This window comes from Azospirillum sp. TSH20 (genome assembly GCF_003115935.1).
Classification (GTDB): Bacteria; Pseudomonadota; Alphaproteobacteria; order Azospirillales; family Azospirillaceae; genus Azospirillum.
Window position 1 is genome coordinate 160,196 of record NZ_LGQU01000042.1, and the last position, 14,231, is coordinate 174,426.

14 protein-coding genes are annotated in these 14,231 nt (G+C 68.9%); 7 read left to right on the top strand and 7 right to left on the bottom strand.

Going from position 1 to position 14,231, the window contains the following annotated elements; genetic code table 11:
• The first annotated feature begins 67 nt into the window (after window positions 1-67).
• The 3 genes from TSH20_RS12250 to ptsP are packed head-to-tail and all read left to right on the top strand — an operon-like array spanning window position 68 to window position 2,640.
• Window positions 68-466 (top strand): PTS sugar transporter subunit IIA, encoded by a 399-nt coding sequence (locus TSH20_RS12250; RefSeq protein WP_042690507.1) that lies wholly within the window; start codon window positions 68-70, stop codon window positions 464-466.
• A gap of 10 nt (window positions 467-476) precedes the next feature.
• Window positions 477-779, top strand: a complete 303-nt coding sequence (locus TSH20_RS12255) for an HPr family phosphocarrier protein (RefSeq protein ID WP_109074983.1) — start codon at window positions 477-479, stop codon at window positions 777-779.
• Complete coding sequence (ptsP, locus tag TSH20_RS12260) at window positions 769-2,640, top strand: phosphoenolpyruvate--protein phosphotransferase (RefSeq protein ID WP_109074984.1); 1,872 nt, start codon at window positions 769-771, stop codon at window positions 2,638-2,640. The genes TSH20_RS12255 and ptsP overlap by 11 nt, the downstream gene beginning before the upstream one ends.
• A gap of 39 nt (window positions 2,641-2,679) precedes the next feature.
• Here ptsP and TSH20_RS12265 read toward each other — a convergent pair whose 3' ends face one another.
• Together TSH20_RS12265 and TSH20_RS12270 are read right to left on the bottom strand one after the other, a co-directional pair.
• Window positions 2,680-3,540 (bottom strand): cytochrome c, encoded by an 861-nt coding sequence (locus tag TSH20_RS12265; protein WP_199231965.1) that lies wholly within the window; start codon window positions 3,538-3,540, stop codon window positions 2,680-2,682.
• Window positions 3,537-4,421: a thermonuclease family protein gene (locus TSH20_RS12270; protein ID WP_247871316.1), complete on the bottom strand. Its 885-nt coding sequence runs from the start codon at window positions 4,419-4,421 to the stop codon at window positions 3,537-3,539. Before TSH20_RS12270 ends, TSH20_RS12265 begins: the two co-directional genes overlap by 4 nt.
• A gap of 52 nt (window positions 4,422-4,473) precedes the next feature.
• On the opposite strand from TSH20_RS12270, the gene TSH20_RS12275 reads away from it, so the two are divergent.
• A complete protein-coding gene (locus TSH20_RS12275) occupies window positions 4,474-5,949 on the top strand; it encodes a M48 family metalloprotease (protein WP_247871317.1) in 1,476 nt (491 codons plus the stop codon).
• A gap of 108 nt (window positions 5,950-6,057) precedes the next feature.
• On the top strand, window positions 6,058-8,067 hold the full coding sequence (locus TSH20_RS12280; protein WP_109074985.1) for an adenylate/guanylate cyclase domain-containing protein: 2,010 nt from the start codon (window positions 6,058-6,060) through the stop codon (window positions 8,065-8,067).
• Between the two features lie 65 nt (window positions 8,068-8,132).
• Here the strand turns inward: TSH20_RS12280 and cobT are convergent, their stop codons facing one another.
• The 4 genes from cobT to TSH20_RS12300 form a co-directional block, all read right to left on the bottom strand.
• Window positions 8,133-10,004 (bottom strand): cobaltochelatase subunit CobT, encoded by a 1,872-nt coding sequence (gene cobT, locus TSH20_RS12285; RefSeq protein WP_109074986.1) that lies wholly within the window; start codon window positions 10,002-10,004, stop codon window positions 8,133-8,135.
• Between the two features lie 81 nt (window positions 10,005-10,085).
• The gene (locus TSH20_RS12290; protein ID WP_109074987.1) at window positions 10,086-10,481 is read right to left on the bottom strand and encodes a GxxExxY protein; all 396 of its coding nucleotides are present in this window, start codon (window positions 10,479-10,481) and stop codon (window positions 10,086-10,088) included.
• A gap of 111 nt (window positions 10,482-10,592) precedes the next feature.
• Window positions 10,593-11,597, bottom strand: coding sequence for a cobaltochelatase subunit CobS (cobS, locus tag TSH20_RS12295; protein WP_109074988.1), 1,005 nt, complete (start codon window positions 11,595-11,597; stop codon window positions 10,593-10,595).
• Between the two features lie 75 nt (window positions 11,598-11,672).
• Window positions 11,673-12,317 (bottom strand): DnaJ domain-containing protein, encoded by a 645-nt coding sequence (locus TSH20_RS12300; RefSeq protein ID WP_247870745.1) that lies wholly within the window; start codon window positions 12,315-12,317, stop codon window positions 11,673-11,675.
• A gap of 151 nt (window positions 12,318-12,468) precedes the next feature.
• Between TSH20_RS12300 and TSH20_RS12305 the strand changes: the two genes are divergently transcribed.
• Both TSH20_RS12305 and TSH20_RS12310 read left to right on the top strand, forming a co-directional pair.
• Window positions 12,469-12,744 (top strand): BolA family protein, encoded by a 276-nt coding sequence (locus tag TSH20_RS12305; protein ID WP_109074990.1) that lies wholly within the window; start codon window positions 12,469-12,471, stop codon window positions 12,742-12,744.
• 255 nt (window positions 12,745-12,999) lie between these two features.
• Entirely contained in the window at window positions 13,000-13,482 is a 483-nt protein-coding gene (locus tag TSH20_RS12310) for a ribbon-helix-helix domain-containing protein (protein ID WP_109074991.1), read from the top strand.
• A gap of 74 nt (window positions 13,483-13,556) precedes the next feature.
• Here the strand turns inward: TSH20_RS12310 and TSH20_RS12315 are convergent, their stop codons facing one another.
• Entirely contained in the window at window positions 13,557-14,174 is a 618-nt protein-coding gene (locus tag TSH20_RS12315; protein WP_109074992.1) for a DUF2889 domain-containing protein, read from the bottom strand.
• Window positions 14,175-14,231: the final 57 nt, after the last annotated feature.

Below are 14,231 nucleotides of genomic sequence, written 5' to 3' on the forward strand. Positions count from 1 at the left end.
GCAGGCGCCTTGCGGCACCGGCCCTCGCGCAGGTCTCCGGGGAGGACCCAACCTTGAAGGATGTCCCATGATCGGTATGGTTCTTGTCACCCACGGGCGGCTGGCCGAGGAGTTCATCGCCGCGCTGTTCCACGTCGTGGGCGAACAGCAGCAGGTGCGCGCCGTGTGCATCGGGCCGGACGACGACATGGAACAGCGCCGCCAGGACATTCTGAATTCGGTGGCGGAGGTCGATGACGGATCGGGTGTCGTGGTGCTGACCGACATGTTCGGCGGCACGCCCTCCAACCTCGCCATCTCCATCATGGACAAGGCGAAGGTGGAGGTGATCGCCGGCGTCAACCTGCCGATGCTGATCAAGCTCGCCAGCGTGCGCAAGACCGAGCCGCTCGACAAGTCGGTGATCGCCGCCCGCGACGCCGGGCAGAAATACATCAACGTCGCCTCCACCCTCCTGTCGGACTGAACCGCCCGCGATGAGCCACCCCGACGACATGGCGCCGACCGACGGCGAGATCCGCCGCACCGCCACCATCACCAATCAGCGCGGCCTGCACGCGCGCGCCTCGGCCAAGTTCGTCAAGCTGGTCGCCACCTTCGATGCCGAGATCTCGGTGCGCCGCGGCGATTCCGTGGTGTCCGGCGAATCGATCATGGGGCTGATGATGCTGGCCGCCGGTCCGGGGACCTGCGTGGAACTGCGCGCCAGCGGCGCCCAGGCCGACGCGGCGATGGACGCCCTCCTGGACCTGATCAACCGCAAGTTCGATGAAGAGTGACCTGCCCTCCACCGTTCCGGCCGCCATCCCCGCCGGTGGCCCGGTGGCCAGCCCCGACCGCGGCGGTTCCGGCGGAACGCCCTCGCTCGAGTCCTGGAGCACGTCTGCCGGCGGTTCCGGGCGCGCCCTGCGCGGCCTCGGCGTGTCGCCCGGCATCGCCATCGGCCCGGCCCATGTGGTGGAAAGCGGCGCCGTCGCCATTCCCGAATATGTGATCGAGCCCGACGCGGTCGAGGCGGAGGTCGCCCGCTTCAACGAGGCGGCGACCAAGGCGCGCCGCCAGATCAAGAAGCTGAAGAGCAAGGCGCTGGTCCTGCCCGACTCGGCGTCGGAGGAGATCGGCTTCCTGCTGGACGCGCACCTGTCGATGGTCACCAACTCGCGCCTGACCCGCGGAGTGGAACATCGCATCAAGCAGGACCGCGTCAACGCCGAGGCCGCCATCCAGGCTGAAATCGCCGCCATCGCCGCCACCTTCGCCGGCATGGACGACGCCTATCTGGCCGGCCGAATCGACGACATCCGCGAGGTCGGGCGGCGGCTGACCCGCAACCTCATGAAGCAGGAATACCGGGCCTTCAGCACCCTGGCCCCCGGCAGCATCATCCTGGCGGAGGAGCTGACCCCGGCCGACACCGCCCTGCTCGACCCCGCCGTCGTCGGCGGCTTTGCCACCGTGCTGGGCGGGGCGGAGGGGCACACGGCGATCCTCGCCCGCTCGCTCGGCCTGCCGGCGGTGCTGGGCGCGCCCGGCCTGCTCGCCGGCGTGCGAAACGGCGTGACGGTGATCGTCGACGGGATGCAGGGCCGCGTGCTGATCGACCCGCCGGCCGACGTGCTGGACGACTACGGCGAACGCCGGGCCGCCCGCGAACGCGAGCGCCAGGGATTGAAGAGCTTGCGCAAGCTGCCCGCCGTCACCCGCGACGGCACCGCCGTGACGCTGATGGCGAACCTGGAGCTGCCCCGCGACCTGGATCAGGCGCTGGAACATGGCGCCCAGGGGATCGGCCTGCTGCGGACCGAGTTCATGTTCATGAACCGCGACCATCTGCCCGACGAGGATGAGCAGTACACCGTGCTGCGCACCATGATCGAGGGGATGGGCGGCCGCACCGTCACCGCCCGCACCATGGATCTGGGCGGCGAGAAGCTGGCCGGCTGGATGGCGGGGCGCTATGGCGAGCCGGCCAACCCGGCGCTGGGCCTGCGCGCCATCCGGCTGGGCTTGCGCGAACCGAAGCTGCTGGAGACCCAGCTCGCCGCCATGCTGCGGGCCGGCGCCCATGGGCCGCTGCGCATCCTGCTGCCGATGATCGCCTCGGTCGCCGAGGTGCAGAAGGTGCGGGAGATGATGGGGCAGGTCGCCCGCCGTCTGCGCCGCCGCGGCGTCGCCATCGCCGATCCGCTGCCGCCGGTCGGGGTGATGGTGGAGGTGCCGGGCGCGGCGCTGGCGGCCGACGCGCTGGCCTATGCCGCCGACTTCTTCTCCATCGGCACCAACGACCTGACGCAGTACACGCTGGCCATCGACCGCGCCGACGAACAGGTCGCCACCCTCTACGACCCATTGCATCCGGCCGTGCTGCGGCTGATCCAGTTCACGGTGGAGGCCGCCCTGCGCGCCCGCATCCCGGTGTCGGTCTGCGGCGAGATCGCCGGCGACCCGCGCTATTGCGCGCTGCTGCTGGGGCTGGGCGTGCGCGAGCTGTCGATGGCGCCGCTGTCGGTGCCGGCGGTGAAGAAGCGCATCCGCTCGCTCGACCTGATGGAGGCGAGCCGCCGCGCCCGCGTCATCATGGACCAGAGCGACAGCGGCCGCATCGCCACGCTGCTGGACGACTTCAACGCGATCCTGTGACGCCGCCTCTCAGGGCATCTTTTCTCAGGGCACCTTTTCTCAGGGTGCCTTGCGTCCCGCCATGTGGCCCAGATAGGCGACGACGCGGTCCAGATCGGCATCGCTCAGCATCGCCGGATCGAAGCCCGGCATCTGCTGGTTGGGCCATGTCCGGACGGAGCGGGGATCGCGGACCAGCCTCTTCAGTCCGGCGGGGGTGAGATATTCGGTCGGGTTCATCGGCCGGTTCAGGTCCGGCCCCATCGTGGCGCTGCCGGCGCCGTTCAGGGTGTGGCAGGCCATGCATTGGGTGATGAACACCGCCTGACCGGCGCGGATCGGCGAGTCGGCGGCCAGCCCCGGCTCGACCGCCAGCTGCGGCCAGCGCCGCAACGGATCGTCCGAGGCGACGATGCGGGCCAGTTGGTAGGGCCATTGTTCGCTGCGCACCCCCGACGCCTCCGGCCGCACCCACACCAGATAGAAGGGACCGGCGGAGACCTCCTTGCCCGGCAGGTTGGGCCAGGGCCGGTCGGCCGGCTCCACCGCCAGGAAAGCGACGGCGCCGTCAGCACCGGTGCGCAGGCACAGCTCCGGCGGCAGCTGCGCGGTGAAGCCGTCCGACGCCACCCCCTCCAGCACGGTGTCGGGCGGAAAATCGCCAATGCCGATCAGGCTGGCGAGCGGCACGGCGCGATAGCGCGTCGGCCGGCCATAGGAGATGTCGGCGGGAATGTCGACGGTCACCGCGTCGGGCCGGGCCAGCAGGGCGTCGCGGTCGAACACCCGCTCGGCCCCGGCGACGGCGATCGTCAATGTCGGCCCGCCGGCCAGCGCCCTATGCGCAGGCAAGGCGGCAAGCAGAAGAATCAAGGCGGCGAGCAGGCGCCCGCCCATACGCGCAATCGACGGCTTCATCATTCCGGGTCGTCCTCCGCTTCGTCCTCATCCCAAGGGTCTTCACCGTCCGGCTTGGCGCTTAGCAAGGCGGCGGAGGCCGGTTCCCGCTCCAGCCGTTCGATCTGCTCGGGGTGGGTGATCTCGATCATCGGCCCATTGCGCAGCGTGATCCAGCCGCGCACGCGCACGCGGCGCCCCTCGTAGGACAGTGGATCGATGCCGGCGCGGGTGACCTCGCGCATCGCGGCGCGGCCGATATGGACGGTGACATCGTTGCGCCAGTCGGCGCCGAAATCCAGCCAGGTCTCGCCGCCGCCCTTGGACACCGCCAGCACCACCCCCTCCACCAGCTGATAGCTGTCGCGGTCGCGGGTAAGCTCGTCCGCGTCGGCGGCCTCGCGCACGGCATAGACCCGGCTGCGCCACAGCCCGCGCCCGGCATTGCGCGCGGCATCCTCGCCGGCCAGCATCTCGGCGGCATAGGCGCGGACGTCGGGCCGGGTGTGGACCCGCGCCATCCCGCGGACCAGCAGCGCCGATTGCAGCCACAGGCCATCCTCCCGCACCAGATGGGCGAGCAGCCGGCCATGGCGGTCGACCGGCGCCGGCCCATGCAGCAGGACGCGGCGGTCCAGCGCCAGATCGCTCAGCGCCCTGGTCGCCGCCTCCGCCAGCGGCCAGATGCGCCCGTCGGCCGGGTTGGCCGCGGAGCCGGCGTTGCGTGGCGGCTTGGCCGCCTCGATCCCCGCCAGCCGGACCTGCCGGCCGTCCTCCAGCTCCAGCGTGTCGCCGTCCAGTACGGCGGTGACCCGCAGCGGCTCCGCAGAAGCGACACCGGCCAGAAGCAGTCCGCACAGCAGCAGGAGGGCCAAGGGCACAAGCGGAAGCGGGACACGTCGCATCGGGAATTCCGTCGTTGCGGAACATCCACCGTCGGGCGGGGTTCTGACCGGTATGCCGACCCACGTCTCCTTCCGCAAGCCGTTCCGCAAGCTGGCGCCAGCGCTGGCCGCGCTCTGGCTGGCCGCCATCCCCGTCCTGGACACACCGGCCCGGGCCGGGCTGCTCGACAACGTCCTGTCCGGCGGCGACGAGGCGGCGCTCGGCGCGCAGGAGCATCCGAAGATCCTGGCCCAGTTCGGCGGGGCGGTGAAGGATGCGAAGCTGCAGGGCTATATCGACCAGCTCGGCCGCAAGCTTGCCGCCACCACCGCGCTGGCGCGCGAGCCCTGGACCTTCACCGTGCTGGACAGCGACGTGGCCAACGCCTTCGCCCTGCCCGGCGGCTATGTCTACGTCACCCGCGGCCTGCTGGCGCTGGCGGAGGACGAGGCGGAGGTGGCCGGGGTGCTGTCGCACGAAATCGGTCATGTCACCGCCCATCATTCGGCCCAGCGCCAGACCCGGCAGACCATCGCCGGCATTCTCGCCGCCGGGGTCGGGATGGTGTTCGGCAACGACACGCTGGCGCAACTGGCCGGGCTGGGCGGCACCGCCGTGGTCGCCAGCTATTCCCGCGAGCAGGAGCTGGAGGCCGACCAGCTCGGCGTCGAGACCCTGCGGCGGACCGGCTACGACCCCTTCGCCATGGCGACCTTCCTGGAGACGCTGCGCCGCGACAGCCAGTATGAGGGGCTGCGCGCCGGCAACAAGGGCGAGGGCGGCTTCGACTTCTTCGCCAGCCATCCGGCGACCGAGGACCGCATTCGCCGCGCCGCCGATCTCGCCCGCAAGATGCCGCAGGGCGGTGCCCGCCCGCGTGATCCTTACCTGGCGGCGGTCGACGGCATGATCTATGGCGACAGCCCGGAGAACGGCTATGTCCGCGGCCGGACCTTCGCCCACCCGCAGCTGGGGATCGCCTTCACCGTGCCACAGGGCTATGCGCTGCTGAACGGCGCCGATCAGGTGGTCGCCAAGGGGCAGAACGGCACCGCCATGGCCTTCGACGGCGGATCGGCCGCCGGCGTCTCCGACCCGGTCGCCTTCCTGACCGGTGTCTGGGGCAAGGGGGCCAACCTGTCCAACGTCCAGCGCATCACCATCGGCGGCATGCCGGCGGCGACCGCCACCACGCGCGGCGAGTCCAACGGCGACAGCGCCGACATCCGGCTGGTGGCGATCCGCGCGCCGGACGGAAAGATGTACCGCTTCACCTTCCTGGCGCCGGCAGGGGCGCTGGCGCGTTTCGATGCCGATTTCCAGGCGGCGGCCAACAGCTTCCACCGCCTGACCGCGGAGGAGGCAGCCCGCTACCGCCCCCGCCGCGTCCAGGTGACGACGGTGCGGCCCGGCGACAGCGTCGACGGCTTCGTCCGCCGCATGCCGCAGGAACCTTACGCCGAGGAATTGTTCCGGATCATCAACGACCTGCCGCCCGGAACACCCCTGCAGCCCGGCCACCGGGTGAAGGTGATCGTTGGCGAATAGGGGGCGAACAGCCCCTCGCCGCAATCACGAGCGTGGCCGCATGAAATCCGCGTAAGGATACAGCCCGGCGGGTTGCCGCCGGACGGACGGGCGGGTAGGCTGCCGCGCATGTCCGACACCCCGTCAGCACGCGCCCCGATCGCACCGGCCAAGGCTGCGAAGCCGGCGCAGCCGCCGAAGCCCGCCGGGCGTCGGCGGCTGCGGCTGCCCATTGCCGCGGTGCTGGTGGCGGGGTTCGGCTCCCTGATGCTGGCGGCGGTCGCCAGCGTGCTCGTCCTGGGTTTGGTCAGCGCCACCACCAACACCTTCGCCCTGCTGAACGACAAGGCCGATCTGGCGCTGGCCGGGGTGGAGGTGCGGGTCCGCCACCAGCTCGACCCCGCGCGGGAGATGGCGCGCTTCGTTGCCGGGCTGGTGGAGCGCGGCGATCTGCGCGCCGGCGACACCACGGCGATGATCGACACGCTGCGCGGTGCGCTGGCCGGCGCGCCGGACGTCACCGGCCTTGCCTTCATCCGCCCCGACCTGACCGGGGTCCGCGTCGGCCGGCTGAACGGCGACCTGATCGCCGAGCCCTTCGACATGCAGGGCGAAAGCGACATCCCGCCGGAGGTTCTGGACGGTCCCAACCGCAGCGCCGCCAGCTGGGCCGACCCGCGCTGGCTGAAGGAGGCGCAGAACAGCTTCGTCACCCTCTATCAGCCGGTGCGGCGCGACGGCCGCTATCTGGGGCAGGTGGCGGTCGGCGTCTCGTTGGGCGACCTGTCGCGCTTCCTGCAGGTGCTGTATGTGGAGCAGGGGCTGAACGCCTTCGTGCTGTACGACCACAGCCATGTGCTGGCCCATCCGGCGCTGGTCGGCCGGACCTTCGATTTCTCCGGCAAGCTGGACGGGCCGCCGCTGCCGCGCATCGATCAGGTCGACGATCCGGCATTGGCGGCGCTGTGGTCCAGCGGCGTGCCGGTCCAGTCGCTGAAGAAGCGGGTGGAGGCGCGCGGCGTGCGCGTTCTCGGCAGCGAATACATGTTTCTGACCCGCAAGATGGCGGGGTACGGCCAGCAGGATTGGATCATCGGCATCGGCTATCGCGACGGCGAGATGGGGGTGGAGATCCGCCGGCTCTATGTCACCGGCGCCGTCGGTTTCGCCATCCTGCTGGTGTCGGTCGGAGTGGCGCTGCTGGTCGGGCGGCGGATCAGCCGGCAGGTGGCTCGGCTGGCCGAGGCCGCCGACCGCGTCCGCGCCTTCGAATTCCGCGCCATCCCCGACCTGCCGGACTCCCGCCTGCGCGAAATGGCGCGCGCCGCCGCCGCCTTCAACGCCATGATCGCCGGCCTGCGCTGGTTCGAGACCTATGTGCCGAAGGCGCTGGTCCTGCGCCTGATGCGCCAGCGCGAGACCGAGGGCGGGCTCGATTCCGTCCAGCGCGAGGTGACGGTGATGTTCACCGACATCCGCGGCTTCTCGCGCATGGCCGAGCATATGGCCGCCGCCGACACCGCCGCCCTGCTGAACGAGCATTTCACCCTGCTCGCCGCCTGCATCGAGGCGGAAGGCGGCACGGTGGACAAGTTCATCGGCGATTCCCTGATGGCCTTCTGGGGCGCGCCCGAAGCGCAGGAGGATCATGCCGTCCGCGCGCTGCGCGCCGCGCTGGCGATCCACCACGCCATCCGCGCCGACAACCGCCGCCGCGTCGCCGCCGGCCGGGCGCCGATCCATGTCCGTGTCGGGCTGCACAGCGGCCCGGTGGTGGTGGGCAACATCGGTTCCGACAGCCGGATCAACTACACCATCGTCGGCGACACCGTGAACGTCGCCGCCCGCATCGAGGAATTGTCGGCCGCCCTTCAGGGCGACGCCGAGGTAATCGTGCTGACCAGCGGCGTCACCGCCGCCAAGGGCAAGGACGCCGTTCCACTGGTCCGCCAGGGTGGACGCTCGCTGCGCGGCCGCACCGGCATGACCGAACTCTGGCGTCTGGTGCTGGAGGAGGAGAAGAAGGACGCGGCAAAGCCGGCGGTGCCGGCAAATGGGGTGGCACCGCAGTCCGCCCTTCCCTCTCCCGCCGTGGGAGAGGGCGTCAAACCAGCATTTGCAGGTAAGGATACACCCTGAACCGGGGTGGCATTTCCAGATAAGTCACTGATAAATCTGGAAACACCTTTGCTCCTATCCTTACGTCAACGCCAGCCGCGACGGCCACCGCGGCGGTCGTCCTCGTCGAACAGTTCGGCCAGCTTGTTCATCATCGTGCCGCCCAGCTGCTCCGCATCGACGATGGTCACGGCGCGGCGGTAGTAGCGGGTGACGTCGTGGCCGATGCCGATCGCCACCAGTTCCACCGGCGAGCGGGTCTCGATCTGCTCGATGGTCTGGCGCAGGTGGCGTTCCAGATAGTTGCCGGCATTCACCGACAGGGTGGAGTCGTCCACCGGCGCGCCGTCGGAGATCACCATCAGGATGCGACGCTGTTCCGGCCGGCCGAGCAGGCGGTTGTGCGCCCATTGCAGCGCCTCGCCGTCGATGTTCTCCTTCAGGATGCCTTCACGCAGCATCAGCCCCAAATTCTTGCGGGCGCGGCGCCACGGCATGTCGGCCGCCTTGTAGACGATATGGCGCAGGTCGTTCAGGCGGCCGGGATGCGCCGGCTTGCCGGCGGCGACCCAGGCCTCGCGCGCCTGTCCGCCCTTCCAGGCGCGGGTGGTGAAGCCCAGCACCTCCACCTTCACCGCACAGCGCTCCAGCGTGCGGGCGAGGATGTCGGCGCTCATCGCGGCAATGGAGATCGGCCGGCCGCGCATCGAGCCGGAATTGTCGATCAGCAGCGACACCACGGTGTCGCGGAAATCCATCTCCTTCTCCGCCTTGAAGGAGAGCGGCAGCACCGGGTTGGCGACGACGCGGGCCAGGCGGGCGGCGTCGAGAATGCCCTCCTCCAGGTCGAAATTCCAGGAGCGCTGCTGCTTGGCCATCAGCCGGCGTTGCAGCCGGTTCGCCAGCTTGGAGATCACGCCCTGCAGATGCTGCAGCTGCTGGTCCAGCAGGTGGCGCAGCCGCTCCAACTCCGCCGGGTCGCAAAGGTCGGCGGCGTCGACCACCTCGTCATACTGGGTGGTGAAGGCCTTGTAGGCGTTGGGGTCGGGCTCGTTGCGGCGGTTGAGGTCGTTGCGCCAGGGCTGGCCGGGGCCGGCGGGCTCTTCCGCCCCCTCGCCCTCGCCCATCTCCATGTCGCTTTCCTCGCCGGCGCCTTCCTCGGCGCTTTCACCGGCCTCCGACGAATCCTGCATGTCGGAGGACGCCATGGATTCGGAGTCGGACTGGTCCTCGTCCTGGCCGCGGGTCTGGCCGTGCTCCGGCGATTCGTCGTTCTCGGAGGATTGGGTCTGCTGATCCTCCTCCTCTTCCTGGTCGGCTTCCTGCCCGACTTCCATGTCGAGGTCGGCCAGCAGGCGGCGGACGGCCTTGGCGTAGGCTTCCTGGTCGCCGGCATAGTTGGCCAGCCCCTTCATATCCTTGCCCAGCCGCTCCTCGATCCAGGGACGCCAGAGGTCGACGGCATGGGCGGCGGCAGGCGGCGGCGGCGCACCGGTCATCGCCTCGCGCGCCATCAGCCGCAACGCTTCGGACAGCGGCACCTGCCCGCGATCCTCGACGCGGTCGAGGCCCTGGCGGGCGTAGCGGTCTTCCAGCGCCGCTTCGAGGTTATGGGCGACACCGGCCATGTCGCGGCTGCCCAACGCTTCGCAGCGCGCCTGTTCCAGCGCATCGTAGGCCTGACGCGCGGCATCGCCCAGCGGCATGCGGTGGGCATGCACCGTGGAATCGTGATAGCGCAGCCGCAGCGCCACGGCATCGGCCGCCCCGCGCAGCTTGGCGACCTCGACCGGGTTCAGATCGCGCGCCGGCAGCGGCACCCGCACCCGCTGGCCCGACAGCCCCGGCGGATCGGACGAAAAGCCCACCTGCACCTCCGCCCGGCGGGACATGGCGCGCACCGTGGCGGTGGTGGACCGCTTGAAGGCCTCGACGGGGGTGTCGTTCTGGGTGGTCATCGCGGGGCGTCTTTGTTCTTGGGTAAAGTTAAGGCGCGGTGGGCAAGATTGACACGGATGTCACGGATGTAGACACGGATTTCACGGATGTCTTGACCGTGGCAGTACACGCCTGATGGCTAGGCGCGGCTCTGCGAAGTTGAAAAAGAGAGCCGTGGGCAAGCAGCTGACATGAAGGTAGTTCAAGACCTGCCGTACATGTGAGTCGCCCAATGCTTCGCATGCTTTCAACTCGATGATGACCTGCCCTTCCACGACGATGTCCGCGAAATAGCTGCCCACCGGGTCGCCTTTGTAACGGACTTGGAACGGTACCTCGGCAGCGGCCTCCAGTCCGCAGTCCGCCAGTTCGCGCAGCAAAGCCTTTTTATAGACTGCTTCGACGAAGCCATGACCGAGGCCGTTGTGTACGGCGAACGCGGCGCCGACGATGCGCTTGGTCAATTCATCCAGCGCGTCGCCAAGGCTCACCTTCATCCGTGACATCCGTGTTTAAATCCGTGACATCCGTGTCGATCTTGTGTGCGTGGCCGCGACCCTGCGCAAGGCGGATACTGTCCTGGCGAGTTCCGCGGCCGAACACCATCATCACACGAGGTTCGCCTGGACCCCCGTCTCCGGCAGTTCGACGCCGAAGCAGCGCTGGTAGTATTCGGCGACTGTCGGCCGCTCCACCTCGTCGCACTTGTTGAGGAAGGTGATGCGGAAGGCGAAGGCGACGTCGTTGAAGATGCGCGCGTTCTCGGCCCAGGTGATGACCGTGCGCGGACTCATGACGGTGGAGATGTCGCCGTTGATGAAGCCGGCGCGGGTCAGGTCGGCCAGACGCACCATCGACGCCACCGTGTCGCGGCCCTTGGCGTCGTCATAGGACGCGACCTTGGCCTGGACGATCTTCACCTCGGCATCCACAGGCAGGTAGTTCAGGGTCGCCACGATGTTCCAGCGGTCCATCTGGCCCTGGTTGATCTGCTGCGTGCCGTGATACAGGCCGGTGGTGTCGCCCAGGCCCACGGTGTTCGCGGTGGCGAACAGGCGGAAGGCCGGATGCGGGCGGATGACGCGGTTCTGGTCGAGCAGCGTCAGCTTGCCTTCCACCTCCAGCACGCGCTGGATCACGAACATCACGTCGGGACGGCCGGCGTCATACTCGTCGAACACCAGGGCGCAGGCATGCTGCAGCGCCCAGGGCAGGATACCCTCGCGGTACTCGGTGACCTGCACGCCGTCGCGCAGCACGATGGCATCCTTGCCCATCAGGTCGATGCGGCTGATGTGGCTGTCCAGGTTGACGCGGATGCAGGGCCAGTTCAGCCGTGCCGCCACCTGTTCGATGTGGGTCGACTTGCCGGTGCCGTGATAGCCCTGGACCATGACGCGGCGGTTGTAGGCAAAGCCGGCGAGGATGGCCAGCGTCGTGTCCCGGTCGAACCGGTAGGCGCTGTCGAGGTCGGGGACATGCTCCGAGCGCTGGCTGAAGGCCGGCACCTGCATGTCGCTGTCGATGCCGAAGACCTCGCGCACCGAGACGGTGGTGTCGGGCGTGTGGTCGAACAGGGCCGAGCTGGCCTGGGTCGCTCCTTGGGAAGCCATGGGTCGGGTTCTTACGTTCCAGCGAGTGTCGGTTGTCCGGCGGCCGCGGGATCGACCCGGCCCGCCAACGGGGTTTCAGGCAGCATAACAGGCTTTCAGCGTATTGTAGGCCTGATTGATTTCTTTCAGGCGTTCTTCCGCAGCCTTGTCGCCACCATTGGCATCGGGATGATGCTTTTTCGCAAGCTCCCGATAGCGTGCCTTGATGCGTGTGAAGTCCACGGGCGGCGTCAATTCCAGGACCGCCAGCGCCTTTTCCTCGTCGGTGCGGGCGTGGTGGCGCCGGTGCGCCTTCTCCTCATCCTTCGTCTTGCCGGCCTCGTGACCGAATTCGAAACTGAAGCCGTTGACCACGCGCTCGCGGATGAAGCGCTCCTGCGTCGCCCATTTGCCGAGAGGCCAGCTCGGCCGCTGCCAGGTGGTGTCGCGCCGCACCTCGGCCTCGATCTGGTCGGTCGACATGCCGGCGTAATAGTCCCAGGCGCGGTTGTATTCCCGGACATGGTCCAGGCAGAACCACCAGTACTCGTTGAGACTGCTGCGGCTTTTCGGCGCACGGTATTCGCCCGCGGCGACGCACTCGGGGTGGTCGCACACACGGGTGGCCGCACGCGGAGCGGCATAGCTGTCGTAACTGGAGCGGGTGCGGTTCCTGGTCATCGGCCAAGTATGGGAAGAGCCGATGCCTCTGGCAAGCGCGCCGAATCGGGCTTCCGTCATCCGCAATCCGTGGGGCGTTGTGCTTGACAGGCGCTTGACAGAAGCGGGGCCCGCACCCTCTCCTGGCTGCCGGCGCGGCCGTCGGGAATCGCTTGCCCGGCGCCGCCCGTCCCACGCATTCCCGACCAGTGCCCAGACATCAGGACCCGCCATGGAATACGCCACCCGCATCCGCGAAAAGCTGACCGCCGGACTGGCCCCGGACCGGCTCGAGGTCGTCGACGACAGCGCCCGACATGCCGGCCATGCCGGGGCGGACGCCGCCGGGGAAACCCATTTCCACGTCACCGTCGTCTCCGCCGCCTTCGCCGGCAAGTCGCGGGTGGAGCGCCAGCGGATGATCTACACCCTGCTGGCCGACGAACTGCGCGAGCGGGTGCATGCGCTGGGCCTGACCACCTACGCCCCCGGCGAAGCCGGGGCCTGATCGGACCAACGGATCAAGCGCCGTCACCGATCGACCGTTCGCACGCTCCAAATAATGGGCGGGTGGACGCCGGAAATAGCATACATATGGATGCAACCAAGAGTCGATTTTAGGAAATCATATAAGAATGAAAGACGCTAGCGTGGTTGCATTTCCCGCCACGTTTAGTAAAGTGCGATATATGCAACCATTTATCGCGCCGTGGCGGACACAAACTTCGCATGTCCGCCGGCGGCTTCGTGGAAGGGGCTGCGGATGGCGAAGCGTGGGCCGAAGAAGAAGCGGGTGAACACTCCCCAGACGGGGGTGGAACCGTTGAGGAGCCAGAACATCATGATCGGCGGGCACCGCACGAGCATGCGGCTGGAGCCGTCGATGTGGGATGCTCTGGAGGATATCGGCCGTCGGGAAGGTCTGACCGTCAACCGTCTCTGCACCCAGATCAAGGAGCGGATCGAAGAGCAGGCGCGCCGCCGGGGCATCAACCCGGAGGATGCGGATGTCACCCTGACCTCCGCGGTGCGGGTCTTCATCGCCTCCTATTACCGCCGGGCCTGCACCGAGGACGGCCATCAGCGCGCCGGACACGGCGGCAGCGATCCGTTCGTCGGCACGCCGTTCGACCTGCCGCCGTCCGACGAGGCCGAAGGCGTCAAGGCCGCGGTCGCCGTCGGCGGCAATTTCCCGTCACCCGGTCCGGCCCTGACCGGTTCCACCCAATCCCATCTGGACGCCTGAGCGGGACCGGTTCGGCACCCGCCCGGCGGATTTCCCCAGCGGATTTGCCAAGCGGATTTGCTGGAGACCGCAGCCTATTCCGCCGCCTCTTCACGGGCGTCTTCGTTTTCCCCGCCGGTGTAGTGCGCAGGCCAGTGCTTGCGCACCACCTCCCCGTTGCTGTCGAAGATGTGGCACATGTTCAGCAGGACCGGCCGCTTGCCGTCGTCCTGGGCCGGCTTGCCGGCTGCCTTGGCGCGCTCCGCCGCCTCGCGCGCCAGGATCGGGTAGACGGTCTGGAAGGCGGTGGTCGCCAGCGGCCCCAGCAGCTCCACCAGATGGGTGCAGCCCTTCGCCCCGCCCAGCCGCTCCTTCACCGCGCGGGTCCAGCCCGGCCCGACGCGCAGGCCGACCAGCTGCTGGAAGCGCGGCGTGATGCTGCCGCAGGCCTTGTAGGGGCTGTGTTCAGTCACCGCCTCCACCGCCTGGACGGTCAGCTTGTCGTCCACCGTCAGGCGCATCCACATCTGGTGGATCGGCGTTCCCGGCTCCAGATGTCCGCGCTCCTCCGTGTGGAAGCCGTAGCTCTTGACGTCGGTCAGGTGGCCTTCGATGTCCCACAGCCCGTCGGCGCGCCGGAAGCCCTGGCAGGTGACGCGGCGGGTGTGGATCGGCTCGCGCGCGGCGGGGGCGGACAGCGAGGGCGCGGACATCGGGCGTTCCAGTTCAGCAGTGAGGATGGCTCACCCTCGACTATCGGCGGGGGCCGG